The organism is Thalassotalea sp. 273M-4 (assembly GCF_041410465.1).
GTDB lineage: Bacteria > Pseudomonadota > Gammaproteobacteria > Enterobacterales > Alteromonadaceae > Thalassotalea_A > Thalassotalea_A aquiviva.
The window spans coordinates 1,664,845-1,684,068 of sequence record NZ_CP166961.1; the positions used below are offsets into that span (position 1 = coordinate 1,664,845).

A 19,224-nucleotide genomic window follows, 5' to 3' on the forward strand; every position below is an offset into this window, starting at 1 on the left:
GTGAGCCGATTGTACCGCCAGTTTAAAAAATATCAAGCAAATGCCGTCAATAGTGGGTTTTTGTGGTTGTTTTTTTACCGACAGAGTTAACAACTGTTACTTAAAGAGCGTTGGTAGCGCAATCAGCTCTTAGAATTTACCCGAACAGCAATAAATGACCTAAACTTGCAGGGAGTGGTTAGGTTTAAATTAAGTTTTAAATTGAGTGTCAATACGCTATGTATTCAAAGATAATCACCGAATTGTTTAATTAAGTAAGGTTGAAGATGAAATTTCCTGGACAACGCAAAAATAAACATTATTTCCCAGTAAACGAAAGAGACCCGCTATTAGCGCAAATCAAACATAGCGATGAAAGTACGCAAACCTATATTACCGGCATAGACCAGATCCTTGTCGACATCGAAGCGAAGGTAACCGACGACTTATTGACTCGGTATAAATTACCTAAAGGTAATTCCACATTAATCGACGATGATACGGCTAAACAGTTGTATGATGAAATTAATGATGGTGGACTTATTAGTAATCAATTTGCAGGTGGCACCATAGGCAACACCGTTCATAATTATTCGACCCTAGCCGACGATAAGTCGGTATTATTTGGCGTTATGAGTAATAACATTAAGGTGGGCAGTTATTCTTATCGGTATTTATGTAATACCTCTTCTCGGGTTAATTTAAACTATTTGCAACCTGTTCAAGGCTCTATCGGTCGTTGCTTTACCTTAGTGACGGACTGTGGCGAGCGTACTTTTGCCATTAGTAAAGGCGCTATGGATAAACTCAGTCCAGATTTTATCGACCAAGACGTGATTCAAAATTCTTCTGCTTTGGTGCTAACCGCCTATTTAATGCGATCTTCACCTGAAGATACCATGAAAGAAGCGGCAATGAAGGCGATTGAATACGCTAACGAAGCAAATGTGCCCGTGGTTCTCACACTCGGTACTCGATTTCTGATTGCAGAAGACCCTAAATGGTGGCAACAGTTTATAAAACAACATGTCACCATATTAGCCATGAACGAAGACGAAGGGGAAGCGTTGACCGGTTTTGCAGACCCGTTAGCGGCCAGTGACTTTGCCCTTGATTTATGTGATTTGGTGCTGATAACAGCAGGTCCCACAGGTCTTTATACCGCAGGTTATACAGAAGACAGTGAAAAGCGTTTAACCAGCCGCAGTCTGCTTCCTGGGGTTATCCCAGAATTTAATCAATACGAATTTTCTCGGCCAAAACTTAAAGAGAATTGTAAAACTCCGATAAAAGTCTTTTCGCATATTGCGCCGTTTATGGGCGGGCCAGAAGTTATTCGCAATACCAATGGTGCTGGAGATGCAGCACTTTCGGCGCTTTTACACGATTTAGCATCAAATGATTACCATCGAGTGATGTTACCCAACTCAAGAAAGCACGCAACCAAAGACTTATGCTATTCGTCTTTTTCTCAAATTTGTAAATACGCCAATCGAGCAGCCTATGAAGTATTAGCCCAGCACAGCCCGAGACTTTCTAGAGGATTGCCAGAACGTGAAGACAGTTTAGAAGAAGCGTATTGGGAAGGGTAATAGGTTATTTCACTCGAAGTGTTTACTTCTCAGGGGAGATAACTTAACGGCAAACCTTGAAAACAACATGCCTTGTCAAACTTGACTATGCTTCGAATTGATCTATTAGTTATATACCTCGGCAGTTATTTCTAATATTTTTCAAAAATTTCTAATTCAGTCAAAAGGAAAACAGGAGTTTGACATCAATATTGCCATTAACCCAACAGATTTGCATCGTATCTTCAGATATTGAGCTTGCTAAGGATTGTCAACAGAAAATAAGTCCCGTATCGGGCTTAAATATAACGGCAACCTCAGTTGATGATGCGCTTGAAATAACGACAGATCCTGTCGGTATTTTTTATGTTTGTGAAAACTCGAGCAAAGCTTATATGCACATACTTGAAGCATTAAAAGCACGTTTCGTGCGCAGTTGCTTCTTTGTTGGAGCCCTTTCTTTGTCAATTCCTTTACTGCATCATTGTTTACGACTTGGTGTGGACGATGCTTTTTTATTACCAATGTCGAAATTAGATATTGATAGATTACTTTGTAACCTAATGGGCAATGACTGTGAGTCCTTTGAGCAGAACAATATCTTTTTGTCCAAAGGGCATTGTCCTGAAGGTTACTGTCAGACTTTAAAACAAAGCAGTCCGTTTGAAATGTTGTTGATGGTCATTGAAAAAGACTTTAAAAAAGCCCCTTCGCTCGAAGACCTAGGAAAACGGGTGCATTTAAGCGCTAGTCGATTGTCGCATTTATTTCGTGAAATGTGCGGTTTAACTTACCGTAATTACTTATTATGTCGCCGGTTAGAAGAGGGGGAACGGTTATTAAGAGAGCAAAACAACTCTGTCACAGACATTGCCTATGAATTAGGTTTTTCAAGTCCTTCCCATTTTTGTCGAAGCTTTAAGGTTCATTTTAATGTCACCCCACATTCCTATGCAACAGGCGAGCAAAATATAACCGTCAGTGATTTATACCAATCTTATCAACGATTACGAAATCAACCTATTGAGAAACTCAACGAATCGTCGCTCACAATATGAGAGCAAAACTTTATTAAACGCTTATATAACGAATACAGGTGCTATGGGCATAAAACTTCAACAACGTCTGAGAGGTTTGACACTGTTTAAACGTAAAACTCATTATTTCATGCCGTTACTGTGTTTATTTCTGCTTTCTTTCTCATTTTTATCCGTGGCCGTGGCAAATAGTCAATTAAATACGCTCCAAGCCCCAATGGCTAGTATAACAGAGTCTCAATATCAAACCTTTATCACAATGGCAAAGCGTGAGTACTTGTGGTTAGCAAAAACACATACGTCAAAGGATGGAAACTTCCTAGAGCATACTCTTGCAAGTCTAAGCTTAATAGAATTGGTTGAGGATTTGGGTTGGGTAGCACTTGGAGAACTTCGACAATTAGCAAAACAGCAACCGAGGGAATTTGATCGTCGAATGACGACATTGATGTTTTCGCTCTTTAACCTATCTAATCTTAACCTTCATCAGAACACTTCAAATGCAAATCAACGATTTTTTCAACCCCTTAAAATGAATAATTACTATCCCGTTAGTCAAGAAAATAATATGGTTGATATGGTCTCGTTTGAGCAAGAGTTTGAATTGGCAGTGAAACAAAAGCGACTAGCATCATTAATAACTCGTATGCTTCCACCATACGACCAAGTTACACGTCTTCGACATGCTATTAAGCATTACCAAGGTTTTTTATATCACCCGTGGCCTAAGGTTGAACTCGATTTCAGCCCTAAACTGGGGCAAAGGCACCCCAAAATAAAGCTTATTCGTGAATTATTACAGCGTCATGGTGATTTACCGCGGCATTCATTTGACCAGAAACAAAAACATTTGAGTGCATATCGACAGTCAATATTAGATACCCATTTAATTAATGGCATAAAGCGCTTTCAATCACGACACGGGCTAAAAATTAATGGCCATTTAGATGAAGAAACTCTTATTGTCTTGAACACCCCAGTAAAAAAAATCGTTGCTCGCTTACAAAAGAATTTAAGTCGTTGGTTTTTATTACCTAAGCAATTACCTGACCACTACATATTTGTAAATATTCCGCAATTTAAACTCTGGGTTTTCGAGGAAGGTGAAGAACGCCTAGAAATGAAAGTCATTGTTGGTAAACAAGCTCGCCCAACCCCATTTATGATCAGTAAAATTAATAGTATCACGTTAAATCCGAGTTGGACGCCAACACGAAACATCATTCAAAGCGACTTATGGCCAGAATATTTACATAATTACATAAGTTTGCACGATAGAGGTTTTCAATTAATTGCTAATTCGCCGGGTTCTAATATAAAGGTAGGCTTAAATAAACCAAACTTACCTCTTTTACAGCTTTTAAAAGATTATAGGTTAGTGCAACAACCTGGGCAGTATAATGCCTTAGGTCGATACCGATTTAATCTTATTAACAACCAGTCCATCTTTTTACATGATACTCCAGTCAAATCTTTATTTAACAAGCCTTATAGAGCATTGAGCCATGGCTGTGTGCGCTTAGAGGATGCTGATTTACTTGCCCGCTACTTATTAAACAAAAGTCGTGTTCAAAGAGAGCAAATGCATTATATCTGGCAAACTGGGGCCAGCCAAAATATTAACAAAAACGATAAGAGCAAGTTTGAGACATCCGCCCTTAACAGCAAACAAACCCAAACTCTTGCATTAAATAATTCTATTCCTACCTTCCTAGCGTATTATACCGTTTGGGTAGACGAACAAGGTGTGTTGCATCAATTACCCGATGTTTATGGATTTGATGGTTTAGCCCAAACAAGTGCAACTGAATCTGCGAATACAACTCTTGCATTTAGCCAGCCCTAATGTCGCAAGTTGGTAACATAAATTAGCAACTGTGTGATACCACATAAAATACAAGCTCACTACTATTATCCGTCATTGGGGATATGCAATGCCATACCTCTGTGCGTGAGCATTATTATTTAAAGTAATGCCTATTAAAAATAATCAACTTCTCGGAGTATTAAATTAATGCAAAACTTAAAAAAACTATTTTCAGAATTTATTGAAGATGAAAGCGGATTGACTGCGGTGGAATACGCCATTGCTGGCGCATTAGTATCGGTCGCTGTGGTAACGGCTTTCACCCAGTTAGGAACTGCTGTAGAAGGTACTGTTAACAAACTTTGCACAGCTGCATCAGGTTCCAGTGCGGCAACGCCAACTACAGGCTGTACCTCAAGCACATAATTTTAATAAGCATTCTTTAATTCTTATTGGTAGTGGCGATTACTTTCGTAATCGCCACATTACAAAACTTAAAAGCAGAACTCAAAGTGTCAGCGCACTTTTTCAATATTTTGAAAACAAACAAATATAAGCTTAAGTCATATTCAAAAACAACTTCCCCATTGCAAGTAATTGAGCAGTGATTCCCCGTAATATCGCAAGTTAGAGACATAAAATAGCAACTGTGTGATACCACTTAAAGTTTAAGCTGACTATCATTACCCCTCGTTGGGGATAAGCGATGCGCGTCCTCTGTATGAGCATTATTAATTAAAGTAATGCCTATTAAAAAATCAACTTTTCGGAGTATTAAATAATGAAAGACTTAAAAAAATTATTTTCAGAATTTATTGAAGATGAAAGCGGTCTGACCGCAGTGGAGTACGCCATTGCTGGCGCATTAGTTTCGGTTGCTGTGGTAACGGCTTTCACCCAGTTGGGTACCGCTGTAAAAGGTACTGTTAACGAGCTTTGTACCGCAGCATCGGGCAGTGATGCAACTGCATCGTGTAGCTAACTAAAGCCTTTAAGCGCTGATATAAAAGTCTTTATACTTTTAGTTGGCGAGAGTAACGTCGTCATGTTTATCGCCTCGTTTAGGGACTTTTTAAAGTCAGCGCGAATTCGAAGCACTCATAACACAAACCTATTATAGCTTTATAGACTTATTCCAATCGATTGAAACAAACCCGATAAAATCAATATCAGTATTTAGACTCTCTTAATTTCGCAAGTTGGTGACATATTTTAGCAACTGTGTGATACCACATTAAAAGTAAGCTCACTAATATTATCCCTCATTGAGGATATGCAATGCCATATCTCTATCTCTGTACGTCAAAGCATTATTATTAAATTAGTGCCAATAAAAAATTAGCTTTTGGGAGTATTAACTTGATGAAAGATTTAAAAAAATTATTTTCTGACTTTATTGAAGATGAAAACGGTTTAACCGCCGTGGAATACGCTATCGCGGGTGCATTAGTATCGGTTGCTGTGGTAACAGCTTTCAGCCAGTTAGGAGACGCTGTCGAGGGTACCATTGACAACCTATGTGTAGCTGCTGATGGGGCTAGTGATGCAGCTTCCTCTACAAACTGTAAATAGTCATTAGGTCAGGTTTTGAGCGCTGATATAAAAATACTTTTAGTCTTACTGGTGGTTGCGATTGCATTCGTTATCGCCACTTTTAATGATTTAAAAGTTCAGCGCATCTCTAATGTCTTATGCTTAAGGGTGTTTATCGTAGGGTGTCTTTTACAATTATTGTTGTTTCAACTACCTGGTTTAATGAATATTTTGCTCGGAGTGTTACTACCTTTTGTTATTTTATTCCCTTTATTTTACTTAAGGGCTCTTGGGGCTGGAGATATTAAACTTATGATGGCCGTAGGGCCGATGCTGGTCGCGCAAAATATGTTATTTTCAACACTCTTGTATGCCGTCATTTTTGGGGGAGTAACAACTCTATTATTTGTTATTTACCAAGTGGGGTTTAAAGGCATTATGCTAACACTAACCCGTTACTGGCAATGCCTTATAACAAAAACCTATTTTAAAGCCGAGCAGGGTGAAGCCGCATCTTTGAAAGTTCCTTATGCCCCTGCATTGTTTTTAGGCTGGCTGTGGGCATGTGCTAATGATTCAGGGGTCACTCAAGCTTTTAAGGCGTTTATTGCCTAGGACTTTAGTCAGTAACTTTAATCCGTACCATTTTTACATAGCGATACACATTAAGGATAGATCCTAGCGCATTAAAGGCTCTGATATCCAACGGCGACTAATAAACTTCTGATAAGAAGATAATAAAATAACCATGATGAATTTATTTAAAAATACGTCATTAAAAATTAATGATAAAGAGAATAAAAAAGAATCAACTCAGTGTCGACAAGATGCTGAGGACACTGAATATCAGCCAACAAAAGAACAATTAAAACATACTTCAAAAGACGTAAACAGTCAGGGTTCGCATAACTCTAGTGCCTTTTCTTCCCAAGAAAATCAAAAATTGAGCTCAACAGAGACACATGATATTGACCATAATTCAAGCCCAGGCTTAGCCACAATAAAACATTCCAAGCTTGCCCCTTACCCAACCAAGATATCTTCTTTGGGATTAAAACAACACGTATTATTAGAATTGCTGGTTAAACATATTCAGTTTAATAGTGTCTTAACCTTAATAGAATTAGCTAAGCTATTATGTATTTCTCCAAGTATTGTTCAGGAGTTGCTAGATTTATGTAAACGTAAAGCTTGGGTAGAGAATTACAATGCCCATACATCAAAAAAAGCGGCGAGTGAGTTTGATAAAGGCAATGAAAAACAAAATCAACAAATGCGTTATGTGCTCAGTCATCTGGGCAGAGCCGAAGCGCAAAAGGCTTTTCAACGTAGCGGATACCTTGGTCCTGCGCCCGTGCCGATTGGTCAATATAACGATATATGCAAAAAACAAAGCAGTCGCCAACGAGTCGTTACTAGGGACTCATTACAACAAGCGTTTACCAAGCAAACCTTTTCAGAAGAATTAATCAATCACATTGGTCCCTCGCTCAACTCAAAAAAACCTATTCTTATTTATGGTCATGCAGGAACGGGAAAAAGCTATTTCTGTCGTCACCTTAATCTGGTTTTTGGGGATGCTGTACTTATTCCTTACGCCATTGAAGTTAATAACGACATTATTCAAGTATTTGATCCAGAAATTCATCAAGTACTGCCTATCGAACAGACGAATACATTAATGCTTGATGCTCACCACGATCCTAGGTGGTTATTGTGTAAACGACCTTTGGTGGTAACTGGCGGAGAGTTAACTTTGGATATGTTAGATGTACGATTTGATAACAACAGCAAATTGTATACAGCACCATTGCAGCTAAAAGCTAATAATGGGATTTTGCTACTCGATGACTTAGGTAGGCAAAACATATCTCCTAAAGCACTGTTTAACCGTTGGATTATTCCACTAGAAGAGTCTCGTGACTTTTTAACCCTACAAGCTGGACTGCACTTTGAATTACCGTTTGAACTTATTTTATTGTTCTCGACCAACTTAGCACCGAGTGATTTGGTAGACGAAGCGTTTTTGCGTCGTATTGGCTATAAAATTGAATTTGAACCATTAACTGAAAAGCAGTACCGAATTTTGTGGTTTCAGCAATGTCAGCAACAACGATTAGAGTGCAGTGATGAGATATTTACCTATTTAGTAACAGACTTACACGAAAGGCATCAGCGTCATTTCTTACCCTGCTATCCACGTGACTTGCAATCAATTATCAGTGATCAAATTAAATTTAATCAAATTGAATTAACCATCACCAAAGAATTACTCAACTATGCTTGGCACAGTTACTTTGTATCAGAAACATAAATACGGCAGACAAAATGAACTCATTTAAAAGTGAATGGCCATTAAATCAGCACATAGCGAAGGAAATATCATGAATAAAAATGTTTTACTTTTTATTTTACTGTCAGCAGCTTTTGGCTTAGGGGCTGTCTATATCGCCAAAAGTTGGCTCGATGAAAATCGAGCAGTCAATGTACAAAAAGGCTTTGTTCAAGTGGTAAAAGTCACCACCCCCATTGGTACAGGAACAATCATAAATACCAAAAATATAGCCTTAGTATCTGTTCCTGAAGAAATGGTTCCTCAAGGGGCAATCACCAGCTTAGAAGACGCAAAAGGAATGGTGGCTAAACAACGCTTATTTCCTGGCGATTTACTGCATAGCCAACGCGTATCAAAAAAAGGTGAGGGCAGTACTTTAGCGAGTTTGATCGGGGAAAATATGCGTGCAGTATCCATTCGCGTAAATGACGTCATTGGCGTATCAGGTTTTATATTACCCGGAAATCATGTCGATATTCTCACCACGTTTCAAAGTAAGGGAGGTCCATCGACGGAAGTGGTGTTATCAAACATTAAAATCCTTGCTGTTGATCAACGCGCCTCCACCGATGAAGGCAAGCCCCAGATAGTACGTGCAGTGACGGTTGAAGTCAGTTTACCCCAAGCGGAAACTTTACTCAGTGCAACCCGAAAGGGGGCATTACAACTTGCTTTACGTAATCCTAATAATAAAAAAACGAATCAAGAAGATCTGAAAATGTACGCTGCCCAACCGAAAGTCTTACCCACGAAAAATGTTGATATGGACATAAAAGAAAAGATCACAAAGAAGAAAGCGCAACCAATAAATCGTAAAGTTGAAGTCATTCGTGGTGTGGTAAAAGAAACTATCTCGGTCTCTATTTAATAAACAAGGATTCGCTATGAAAACAGCAAAAATAACTAAAATGGTCAGGGATATGCTTAATATCGTTCTCCTCGGTTTTTTCAGTATTAGCTTGCTTTGGGCGGGCAACACCTATGCTGGTGGACCAACAATGGAGAAAAAAGGTACGGTAAAAGTCCCCATATATAAATCAAAAACCCTAAAAATAGGCAAAGGTATTCATCGGGTATCGGTTGGTAATGCAAGTATTGCTGATATTTTAATTATCCGAGCAAGTGAATTATATATTGTTGGAAAGTCTCTTGGACATACCAATGTGATGCTATGGGATAAAAATGACCAAGTCCTTGATGTTATAAACCTAGAAGTGTCGCATGATTTAAACGGCTTACGTGAGCGTTTATATCACTATTTACCGCAAGAAAACATTGGCATTGAAAGCTCTCAAGGACAATTAATCTTAAGTGGTCAAGCCTCTTCCTTAGCTAAAATGAATATGGCGGTTGAACTTGCAAGCGCCTACGCGCAAGCTGCCAGTGCAAATTCACAGTACAGTAAAGTACTTAACATGCTCACTGTGGGAGGTGGACAACAAGTCATGTTGGAAGTCACTGTGGCAGAGGTACAAACAGAAGTAGCAAGACGTTTAGACTCTAAGTTTTCGATGATTTTTGACGGCACCGATGGTCAAGCAGGGATTATATCGGGAGGCGATGTATTTGATGCTTTAGGTGTTAGTCCTGCAATTTCAAGGGGTTTTTTTGGTAGTTACCTCGATGGCGAAATGTTGCTTAACTTTGCTTTTGATGTTGCTAAACAGCATGGTTTAGCAAAAATTTTAGCAGAACCTAACATCACCGCATTAAGTGGCCAGCAGGCACAATTTTTATCCGGTGGCGAAGTGCCCGTGCCAGTACCTGGTCGTGATAATACAGGCGTTGAGTATCGTGATTTTGGCGTAGGTGTTAATTTTTTACCAACCATTTTAGATAGTGGAAAAATTAATCTTAATTTAAATGTATTTGTAAGCGAATTAAGTAACGCCAATGCGGTAACGATAAGACCTGAAGGCTCAGGTTCTGCCTTTGTGGTACCTTCTATTTTAAAACGAACCACTTCAACAACGGTAGAACTCGGCGATGGACAAACCATTGCAATTGGTGGGTTGATCAGTGATAACTTGCGTGAAAGTGTCGATAAAATACCCGGCTTGGGTGATATTCCAATTCTAGGGCAGTTGTTCCGGAGTCAAGAGTTTGTCAAAGGGCAAACTGAATTGGTTATTCTGGTCACGCCTAGATTAGTTAGACCATTTAATAAACAAAATATTGTGTTACCAACCGATAATTTTGTCCCCGTCGATGATTTAAGCTTTTATTTACTAGGTCAAATGACACCAAGGCACCCCCCTAAAACTCAAGATTCACTAAACCAAATAGAGAACAGAAATACCGTTATGTTGCCAGACAGCGGTGGAACAAAACAAGTTTATGGTCATCAATTAACCAATAATGAAGGAAACTAGTATGTTATCCGAACGACAAACTAATGGTGTGCTATTGGCGGTAAGTATTTATTTGTTGAGTGCTTGCTCAAGTAACGACCCTTACCCAATTACCGATAGCATCGTTAATATTAAGCATCACCAAATACTCGATGCTACGTCATCTCAAACAAATGAAGGCATAGTAACCGGACTTAACGGAAGCTACGGAGAACAAGTGATAAAAAACTATGTTAAGTCAGCTGACAGCGATCTGCAAGAGGCAACGACAGGCATAGATAATTGATGATTTTAAGAAAGTAAAGTTAGCGATATTTACCTTAACATAGGTTTAGGACTCAAAAGGATTTTTATTGCTGATGCAATGAAAACAAACCCAACGTGGCGATATAACAGATGAACACAGACATGAAGTTTTGCCAACAACAGTCAGAAAAAATTATGCCAGATATCGAAGTGATTGATTTGAGTCATTGCGGTCATTACCAGCGTCAAACAGGTAATATTTTAGTGGTATTCACCATAGCTCTATTTGCTTTGATTGCATTGGCTGCCCTTGCTCTTGATGGTAATCATATGTTGTTGCATAAAACTCGCTTGCAAAATATTGTCGATGCCGCTGCACTTCATGCTGCTAAAGAGTTAGATCTTGGTGTAAGTCGTTCAGATGCTCGACAAGCTGCTATCGAAATGATAGATGCAAATCTTAATCACCCAGATAATCATGAGCTTCGTAGCGCGATCACAACTAATATCACCGACTATGGTATCGCTCAATTAACCAGCCAAATTTGGGTAGATTTTTATCAGACCCCTGAAATAGATAATTCGACACCGAGTACAAATGGAGAATACGTTCGAATTAGGGTGAGTAATGTTTCGTTAAGCAATTTTTTAGCTCAAGTGATGAGTTTTAATAAGCAGGTTTCAGCAACCGCACAAGCAGGTCCAAGTACCAGATTAATTGAGTGCTATTATGATCTTGTGCCAATGCTGGTATGTGCCCCAGAACCCAATGATTTTAACCATAACGATGGTGATTTTTTTGGGCTTCCAATTAATAATGAGTCTTCACCACCAACGGGAGGTGGTTTATATGTTATGAAAGCTGGAGCGGGTACTGAGTCTATTGGGCCTGGAAATTTTCAATTAATTCGTCTCAATGATGCTCAAGGCGGCGCCGACATCCGTGATGCGATGGCAGGTGCTTCAAACAGTAATGTGCCAACTTGTTTTGCACCACCTGATCCAGCTACATCAACGCCAGGGGAGGGGATACCAACAGAGCCCGGCAATACCGTAGGCCCGCTCTCTCAAGGTTTAAATACTCGCTTTGGTAAATACAATGGTCCAGTCAATGATGCTGATTTTCCGAGTGATAAAAATACTTGCGAGGGTCAAGTGATGACCATCAGCGAGCATACAAACGAACAAGATCAAAACTATTTTACAATTGATACTGATACCAATAACGCTTACCGATATTATCACTACATACGGGACTCTTACGACGAAAGCCTATCAGCGAGCTGCACAGTACCTATACATACTGATGGCACGACTGAAGAAACTAGGGTAAACGTCGCAGATGGACGTCGGGTACTTTCAGTTGTTGTTGGTGACTGCACCAACCAAACCAATGGCTCATCAAGCATTCCTTATTTAGGTTCAGGTTGCTTCTTTTTAACCCAAAGTGTGCAATCGGGAGGACAAGAATCATACGTCGTTGGAGAATTTCTTAAAGAATGTGGTGCTCTTGGGCTTCCCTCAGGTATAGCAGAAGATGGCATTGGGCCCTATACAATAGTGCTTTACCGAGTTCCCGGTTCGACTGATTCTTAGGTATAAGTCATGAAGAGAAAAACGTTGATTTACCGTAAAAGAATATCAGGTTTGGCTGTTGTTGAGTTAACTTTAATGTTGCCTTTTTTACTGCTCATAATTTTTTCGGTCGCAGAATTTTCTCGAATGCTATATCAATATAATGCACTAAATAAATTTGCTCGTGATGCCGCGAGATATATGAGTGTTCATGCGGTTAATGGGACTACCTCAACAGTTGACTTATCATTAGCTCGTGACGAAGTACTCGCCTTGTTCATCCATGGAGATACCAGTGCATCACAAGAGCTTCTTCCTGGTCTATCTGCAGACAATATTACGACCATCACCTTATCGACTACGGGTAATTTTGTCACTATCAGTGTCAGTTATCATTGGCAACCGATGATATTTACCTCATTACCTCATTTTATAACTAATGACTCGACAAATTTAGGTTTTCCATTAACGGTTAACTATACCATGAGGGCTTTAGGCGCATGAACCGGTCTGTACAAGGTGTTTACACTGTTGAATTTGCCGTTGTAGGCAGTATCTTTTTTTTAGTTCTGTTTGCCGTACTCGAAGTTTCCCGATTAATGTATACCTGGAGCGTGCTAACCGAGGTTTCACGCCGTGGAGCCAGATTAGCTGCAGTGTGTAACATTTTAACCGATCCTGGGCTTGATGGACAAACCATTGGCGCAAGTACAGGCATAGCCGGTATCGCATCATTCGAACAGCAAAGCTTATTACCTAATTTTAGTGCCAACAATGTGGCGGTGAGTTATCTAACACTTAACGGTTCCCAAGCCACTCACTTTAGTGATGTGCGCTTAGTTCGAGTAACGATCCAGAATTATCAGCATAATTTTTTGTTACCGGGCTTTTCGATAACCCTGAATTCACCTGATTTTTCAACCACTATTCCACGTGAAAGTTTAGGAGTCAGTCGCTATGACTACACAAGTTGCTAAGTTCGTTAATAGCAATTATTAGGAGTGCAGTATGAAGTCCAAATTGTTTAACTTGAATGCGGTTACCAAAGAACATCATGAGCCAATCTATAAAGATATTGAGCCTAATGTTACTTTTCCTTTTTCTGTGCAAGCTCTTCTAGTGTGCGAGGATGAAAAGGTGAATAAACAAATGAAAGCCTTATTAACACCTATTAATCGCTTGTCACTGATTATAAAAAATAAAATGGAACAAAAAGAAGAGTTAGCCCATGTAGTTATTGTTGTTTATTGTGGAAATGAACAACAAACAGCACAAGATTTAAAACAGGTGAATAATGAAAAGTCCAAGCTTATTTTAGTTGGAGATAACTTACCGCAACAGTTATTAAGACGCTCTCTTCACCTAAATTTATCTGACTTAGTTTCGTTAAAATCGGCAGAAGTAGACCTTCTTCCTTCCATTAAAAAAGCGGTAGAACAACTTGATTTACCTAGCCGGTTATGTCCTTTGGTATCAATTTTAAACGGTAAGGGAGGAGCTGGCGCCAGCTTCATTGCATGTGCATTAGCACAGGTGCTCTGTAAAAAGACTGAGGAAACCGTTGCCTTAGTTGATATGGATTTACAACATGGCACTCTGGCTGAAAGCTTAAACTTTACTCCTTCATATTTTCTCAACGACGCTTTAGATGATGTAGAAAAACTCGATGCAAGTGCAATGATCAATATCATGTGTCGTCGTGACAACTTAAGCCTTATGCCGGTACGTTCCTATTCGCTTTTGTCTGCAAATGATCGTGATAAGCAGGTAAAGTTTACGGCATTAATGAATAAAATGCGGGATCATTTTAAATTGGTGATGGCCGACCTGTCTCAAGGTTTAGACCACTTTTCTATCCCCGTAATTGAACAATCAGAAATCATATTAATTGTTGTTCAACAAAATATAGCCAGCATACGAGAAGCCAAGCACTTAATTGAACAGTTGACTTACAATATGGGCATAGACATTGCTCGTATCCACATCGTTGTTAATCGTTTTTCCACTAAACACAGCTCAATTGCACTAGATGATATCGCTAAAACCCTTAAAGTTGAACGAATAATTAAGGTCAATAATGATTATGAATTAGCAACGGCATGTACCGACTTAGGTAAATCCTTGCAGGAAATACAAGGCACAAAGCAACTAGAAAACGATCTTAATCGCATCGTTGCAGTGGTTGCTCCCCACCTTATAAAGTCAGAAGTCAAAACCGGTTTTTGGGCTAAATTAAAAGGACGGCTTTAAATGCAATTATCTTCACAAACCCAGAACACATCCGTTTCCGCCGTCGATGAAGTCGACCATCCCTATCTCGCTTTAAGTAATGAAGAGTTAGAGATAAAACAGGCTACATTTGCCAAGATTTTACAAATGATTGACTTATCCGTATTGGAGAACATGAACGAAAGTCAGGCGAAAGAGCAAATAAGCGAAGTCGCCAATCATTTACTCAATGACACTCATCAACCAATAAACCTCGCTACTCGACAAAAAATTATAGCGTTAATCTTTGATGAAATATTGGGACTTGGTCCCTTGGAGTCTTTGTTAGCTGATAGCAGTATTTCAGATATTTTAATTAATAGTCACGACAATATTTACGTTGAACGGTTTGGCAAATTGGAAAGAGTGCCTGTTAAGTTTTATGACGATGCTCACCTACTTAATATTATTGATCGCATCGTATCGAGTGTAGGTCGAAGAATTGATGAATCATCGCCAATGGTCGATGCCAGATTACAAGATGGTTCCCGCGTGAATGCCATTATTCCGCCTTTAGCTCTAGACGGGCCCAGTATGTCTATTCGTCGCTTTACGGTTGATAAACTCACAGCACAGCAACTCATTGACTACGGTTCTATGAGCCCTGAAATAGGTCAGCTTATAGAGGCTGTTGTAATGGGAAAACTTAACGTGCTTATCTCTGGCGGTACCGGTAGTGGCAAAACCACTTTGTTAAATATTCTGTCTGGTTATATTCCTGAGGATGAGCGCATTATTACCATAGAAGATTCGGCTGAATTACAATTACAACAACCACACACGGTACGCCTTGAAACACGAATAGCCAACATTGAGGGGGTTGGAGAAGTCACTCAAAGAGACTTGGTCAGAAATACCTTAAGGATGCGCCCCGATAGAATTGTCATAGGAGAAGTTCGTGGTGCCGAAGCCGTTGATATGCTCGCGGCAATGAATACAGGGCACGAAGGATCTCTAACGACATTGCATGCAAACACCCCAAGGGATGCACTAGGTCGTTTAGAAAATATGATTTGTATGGCCGGTTTTGATATGCCAATAAAGAACATCAGAGCACAAATCGCCTCGGCTATTGACGTTGTTATTCAACTGCAACGAAATGAAGATGGTAAGCGACGAATTACCAGTGTACAGGAGATCAATGGCATGGAAGGAGAAGTTATTACCATGTCTGAAATATTTAGCTTTAAACGACACGGAAAAGATGAACAAGGTAATATCTTAGGGCAATTTACCAGTAGTGGGGTGGTACCTAATTTTGTAAAAGATTTTAGAGCTAAAGGTATCCATTTACCCAATACCATTTTTGGACTTAATGACGATCTATTAAGTTTTTAGGAGGTTTAATGAGTAATCAGCTTATATTTTTGCTTTTAGTCTTTGCTGCCGTGTTGTTTTTGACACAAACGCTTTTTGTGTCTATTTATAACCCGCAGCGCGCAAAAACCAAAGAGTTGAAAAAACAACTTAGAGAGTTAGCTGGCGAAGAAGGAATGCATGTCAATTTACTTCTGAATGCTCGGGTAAAAAAACTTTCACCAATATTTGCTCGACTTGAGAAAATTGAATTTATAGAAAATTTGACCTGCAATCTGGAAATGTCAGGCTCTAAGATGTTTGGTCATCAATACCTATTATTACTGCTTGCCACACTTATTGTGTCAATACCAATCGTTTGGTTCTACACTTTTGATCTTGTCTTTATTATCGTTTGGGCCCTAATTGTTATTGTGTTCTTTTGGCTTCGATTAAAACGAGCAGTAAATAATCGGTTAGAACAAATTGAAATGCAATTTCCAGAGTCGTTAGATGTGCTCAAACGCGGCCTGCAAGCAGGGTATGCTTTTTCTGAAGCAATTAAATTGGTCGTTGATGAGACCTATGGCCCTTTGAGTGATGAATTTAACGTGCTGTTTAAACAAATAAATTTTGGCGCAGATGTTAAAACCGCATTAATGACGTTCGTCAACCGAGTTCCCACTACTTCCGCTATGGCATTTGTGAGTGCTGTCAGTATACAGAAAGAAACAGGGGGGAATTTAGCGGAAAAAATTGATGGTTTATCCAAGGTTATTAGGCAACGTTTTAAGTTTAAGCGTAGAGTAAAAACCTTATCCGCTGAAGGGCGACTGTCTGCCTGGGTATTGGTTCTAACACCGTTTGTTCTATTTGCTATTTTATACTTTTCTTCTCCAGGCTATGTCAGCACTTTATTCGAGTCAGAACAAGGCATTGACTTATTAAAGTGGGGGGGTGTCGCTATGGTCGTTGGCATCGTCTGGATTAATAAATTAATAAATATTGAGCTATAAATTATGGATTTTATTTTCAGTTTAATTACAAGTCTTACCGATGATCCTATGACAACCCGTTGGGTGGTATATATAGGTGCGCTGTTGGCGGGTGTTACCCTTGCTGTGGCATTAGGGTTTGTATATTCGGGTTTGTACTCACCGGTACGTATTAAGTTGCAAAAGCTCCAAAATCAAGCCGTTGATCAACAAGATACCGGCAAACGTTCATCATTAGAACATTCTTTAGAAAATCTATCGTTTCTGGACAAACAATTTTCAGGGGATAAAAAGACTCGGCGTTTGCTTATTCATGCCGGCTTTCACTCAGAAAATGCATTGAAGCTGTATAATGCGCTAAAACTATTATTATTATTAATTGGCCTTATTTTAGCCGCAGCTGTTTCTTACTTATTTCCCACTTTATCTACCTTCGTCACATTTTATCTAGTCGCTCTAATTTGTGGTATTTGTTATTTACTTCCTGGGATGGTTATCACCTATTTAGCGAATAAGCGAATGGCAACCTTACGCCGAGCTTTCCCTGATGCCCTTGACTTACTCGTGGTTTGCTGTGAATCGGGTTTAGGTTTATTAGAATCATTGCAACGTGTAAGTAAGGAAATGGCGTTTGTTCATCCCGACTTATCTGAAGAAATAAGTCTTGTCTGCAGTAAAGTAAGAATGGGGTTTAGCATGCAACAAGCATTACATGAATTTTCTGAACGCACCGGTTTAGAGGACATCCGAGGTTTAAATTCAGTTATTGTGCAAAGTCTTCGTTTAGGCACGGGTATTGCTAAAACTTTACGAGTTTATGCAGATGAATACCGAGATAAGAGGTTGCAACAAGCAGAAGAAATGGCTGCAAAAGTGGGTGTTAAAATGATATTTCCAATGATGGTTTGCATTTGGCCCTCTTTCTTTATTGTCGCCGTTGGACCAGCTATATTAAAAGTATTGGCGGTTTTTAAATAAACCTATGAAGCTGCTAATAAAACCTTAAAGTTAAATAAAAATAGGCGAGCGAATGACAACAAGAATAACTTCGAAGCTACTGCTTTTGTTGATGGCATGTATTTTATTAGGATGTCAAACGACTGATTCAAAAAAATCGACCAAGAATGCACTCAATAGACAAGATTTATTAGCTGGGCAGGGGATCAGTTCGATAGCTGAAAATCTAACATATGACAAAGCACTTACCTTAGCTAGAAAAGCAGAAACAAGTCAGGAAATGGATAAAGCCTTGTTTTACTATATTCATTGCTTAGAGCAGAAACCCAATGATGCCGAAATTTTATTACGCATTGGTAGAATTCATGACCTTGATGGGCGCGATGATATTGCTGCTAAGGCATATAAAGAAGCGTTAAGTTCTGATCCAGGTTTGCTCTTAGCGCATCAACATTTGGGCATAATAGAAATGGAAAGGCGCCAATACTCAAAGGCGCAAGAGCACCTTCAAAAAGCGATATTGTTGGATCAAAAAAGGTTACGAACCTTAGGGACAAAAAGACAGTTTGGTTACCATACCCTTGATGATGAGTCCCCGGTTGATTCATATAACGCATCAGGCGTCATCGAAGATATGCACCGTAACTTTATGTTAGCTCGGATTTATTACAAATTAGCGCTAACCAAACAACAAACAGCCATAATAATGGCTAACCTCGGTTATTCTTTTTACCTAACGGGTGAATTGACAGCAGCTGAACGCTATTTTCGTGATGCCATTAATCTTGATAATGATTACACAAAGGCCTGGAGTAATTTGGGCTTAGTTTACGCCCGCAAGGGGCTGTACGATCGCGCTTTAACGACGCTTAAACAGGTGATGCATGAATATGAGGCATACAATGATATAGGGTATTTTCTTATGCTTGAAGGGCGCCTTGAACAAGCAGAATATTTTTTTCAATCTGCTATTGATTCATCACCTCGCTACTTCAGTAAAGCATATGCAAACTTAGAACAAGTAAAGTTAAAAAAACGTGAGAAATTTTTGCAACAACAAGGCAACAATGCCGGGACAATTGAGCCACAAGGTTCGGCAGATAAGATACTCCCCCTAGCAGAAAACAATGCACAAAGATGATAAGAAAGCACATTTTTACGCAAGGTATTTGCTCAAAAGTGATAACTTTCAACAAAAACTTATATTTGATGTCTTTGATAAAAAAGTGCCACTTCTGAATTTTAGAAGTGACACTAAATTCGTAGTAAATTTT

Annotated in this window: 19 protein-coding genes; all 19 read left to right on the plus strand. The window is 39.2% G+C overall.

The genetic code is table 11. The annotated features are described in order from the left end of the window. The first annotated feature begins 266 nt into the window (after positions 1-266). Positions 267-1,571 carry an inosine/guanosine kinase gene (locus ACAY00_RS07530; protein WP_371379406.1) on the plus strand — a complete coding sequence of 435 codons (1,305 nt, stop codon included), beginning with the start codon at positions 267-269 and terminating at the stop codon, positions 1,569-1,571. Between the two features lie 179 nt (positions 1,572-1,750). Next, entirely contained in the window at positions 1,751-2,608 is an 858-nt protein-coding gene (locus ACAY00_RS07535; RefSeq protein WP_371379409.1) for a helix-turn-helix transcriptional regulator, read from the plus strand. Between the two features lie 196 nt (positions 2,609-2,804). Beyond that, entirely contained in the window at positions 2,805-4,433 is a 1,629-nt protein-coding gene (locus ACAY00_RS07540) for a L,D-transpeptidase family protein (RefSeq protein ID WP_371379412.1), read from the plus strand. A gap of 168 nt (positions 4,434-4,601) precedes the next feature. Next, positions 4,602-4,820 (plus strand): Flp family type IVb pilin, encoded by a 219-nt coding sequence (locus ACAY00_RS07545; protein WP_371379415.1) that lies wholly within the window; start codon positions 4,602-4,604, stop codon positions 4,818-4,820. A gap of 355 nt (positions 4,821-5,175) precedes the next feature. Beyond that, entirely contained in the window at positions 5,176-5,376 is a 201-nt protein-coding gene (locus ACAY00_RS07550) for a Flp family type IVb pilin (protein ID WP_371379418.1), read from the plus strand. 380 nt (positions 5,377-5,756) lie between these two features. Further along, positions 5,757-5,966, plus strand: coding sequence for a Flp family type IVb pilin (locus ACAY00_RS07555; RefSeq protein WP_371379421.1), 210 nt, complete (start codon positions 5,757-5,759; stop codon positions 5,964-5,966). 15 nt (positions 5,967-5,981) lie between these two features. Next, positions 5,982-6,542, plus strand: a complete 561-nt coding sequence (locus ACAY00_RS07560; RefSeq protein ID WP_371379423.1) for a prepilin peptidase — start codon at positions 5,982-5,984, stop codon at positions 6,540-6,542. A 133-nt stretch (positions 6,543-6,675) separates the two neighbouring features. Then, positions 6,676-8,241 (plus strand): AAA family ATPase, encoded by a 1,566-nt coding sequence (locus ACAY00_RS07565; protein ID WP_371379426.1) that lies wholly within the window; start codon positions 6,676-6,678, stop codon positions 8,239-8,241. Between the two features lie 70 nt (positions 8,242-8,311). Then, positions 8,312-9,130, plus strand: a complete 819-nt coding sequence (gene cpaB, locus ACAY00_RS07570; protein ID WP_371379429.1) for a Flp pilus assembly protein CpaB — start codon at positions 8,312-8,314, stop codon at positions 9,128-9,130. 16 nt (positions 9,131-9,146) lie between these two features. Next, on the plus strand, positions 9,147-10,634 hold the full coding sequence (locus ACAY00_RS07575; protein ID WP_371379432.1) for a type II and III secretion system protein family protein: 1,488 nt from the start codon (positions 9,147-9,149) through the stop codon (positions 10,632-10,634). A gap of 1 nt (position 10,635) precedes the next feature. Continuing rightward, a complete protein-coding gene (locus tag ACAY00_RS07580; RefSeq protein ID WP_371379435.1) occupies positions 10,636-10,899 on the plus strand; it encodes a hypothetical protein in 264 nt (87 codons plus the stop codon). A gap of 110 nt (positions 10,900-11,009) precedes the next feature. Beyond that, a complete protein-coding gene (locus ACAY00_RS07585) occupies positions 11,010-12,455 on the plus strand; it encodes a pilus assembly protein TadG-related protein (protein WP_371379438.1) in 1,446 nt (481 codons plus the stop codon). A gap of 9 nt (positions 12,456-12,464) precedes the next feature. Beyond that, complete coding sequence (locus ACAY00_RS07590) at positions 12,465-12,938, plus strand: TadE/TadG family type IV pilus assembly protein (RefSeq protein ID WP_371379441.1); 474 nt, start codon at positions 12,465-12,467, stop codon at positions 12,936-12,938. Further along, positions 12,935-13,411 (plus strand): TadE family protein, encoded by a 477-nt coding sequence (locus ACAY00_RS07595; protein ID WP_371379444.1) that lies wholly within the window; start codon positions 12,935-12,937, stop codon positions 13,409-13,411. The genes ACAY00_RS07590 and ACAY00_RS07595 overlap by 4 nt, the downstream gene beginning before the upstream one ends. Before the next feature lie 31 nt (positions 13,412-13,442). After that, on the plus strand, positions 13,443-14,684 hold the full coding sequence (locus tag ACAY00_RS07600) for a CpaE family protein (protein WP_371379447.1): 1,242 nt from the start codon (positions 13,443-13,445) through the stop codon (positions 14,682-14,684). Then, positions 14,685-16,040, plus strand: coding sequence for a CpaF family protein (locus ACAY00_RS07605; RefSeq protein ID WP_371379450.1), 1,356 nt, complete (start codon positions 14,685-14,687; stop codon positions 16,038-16,040). It abuts the gene before it with no gap. Positions 16,041-16,048: 8 nt separating this feature from the next. Then, a complete protein-coding gene (locus ACAY00_RS07610) occupies positions 16,049-17,014 on the plus strand; it encodes a type II secretion system F family protein (protein ID WP_371379453.1) in 966 nt (321 codons plus the stop codon). Between the two features lie 3 nt (positions 17,015-17,017). Next, on the plus strand, positions 17,018-17,971 hold the full coding sequence (locus ACAY00_RS07615; protein ID WP_371379456.1) for a type II secretion system F family protein: 954 nt from the start codon (positions 17,018-17,020) through the stop codon (positions 17,969-17,971). 52 nt (positions 17,972-18,023) lie between these two features. Continuing rightward, positions 18,024-19,091, plus strand: coding sequence for a tetratricopeptide repeat protein (locus ACAY00_RS07620; protein WP_371379459.1), 1,068 nt, complete (start codon positions 18,024-18,026; stop codon positions 19,089-19,091). Positions 19,092-19,224 lie beyond the last annotated feature (133 nt).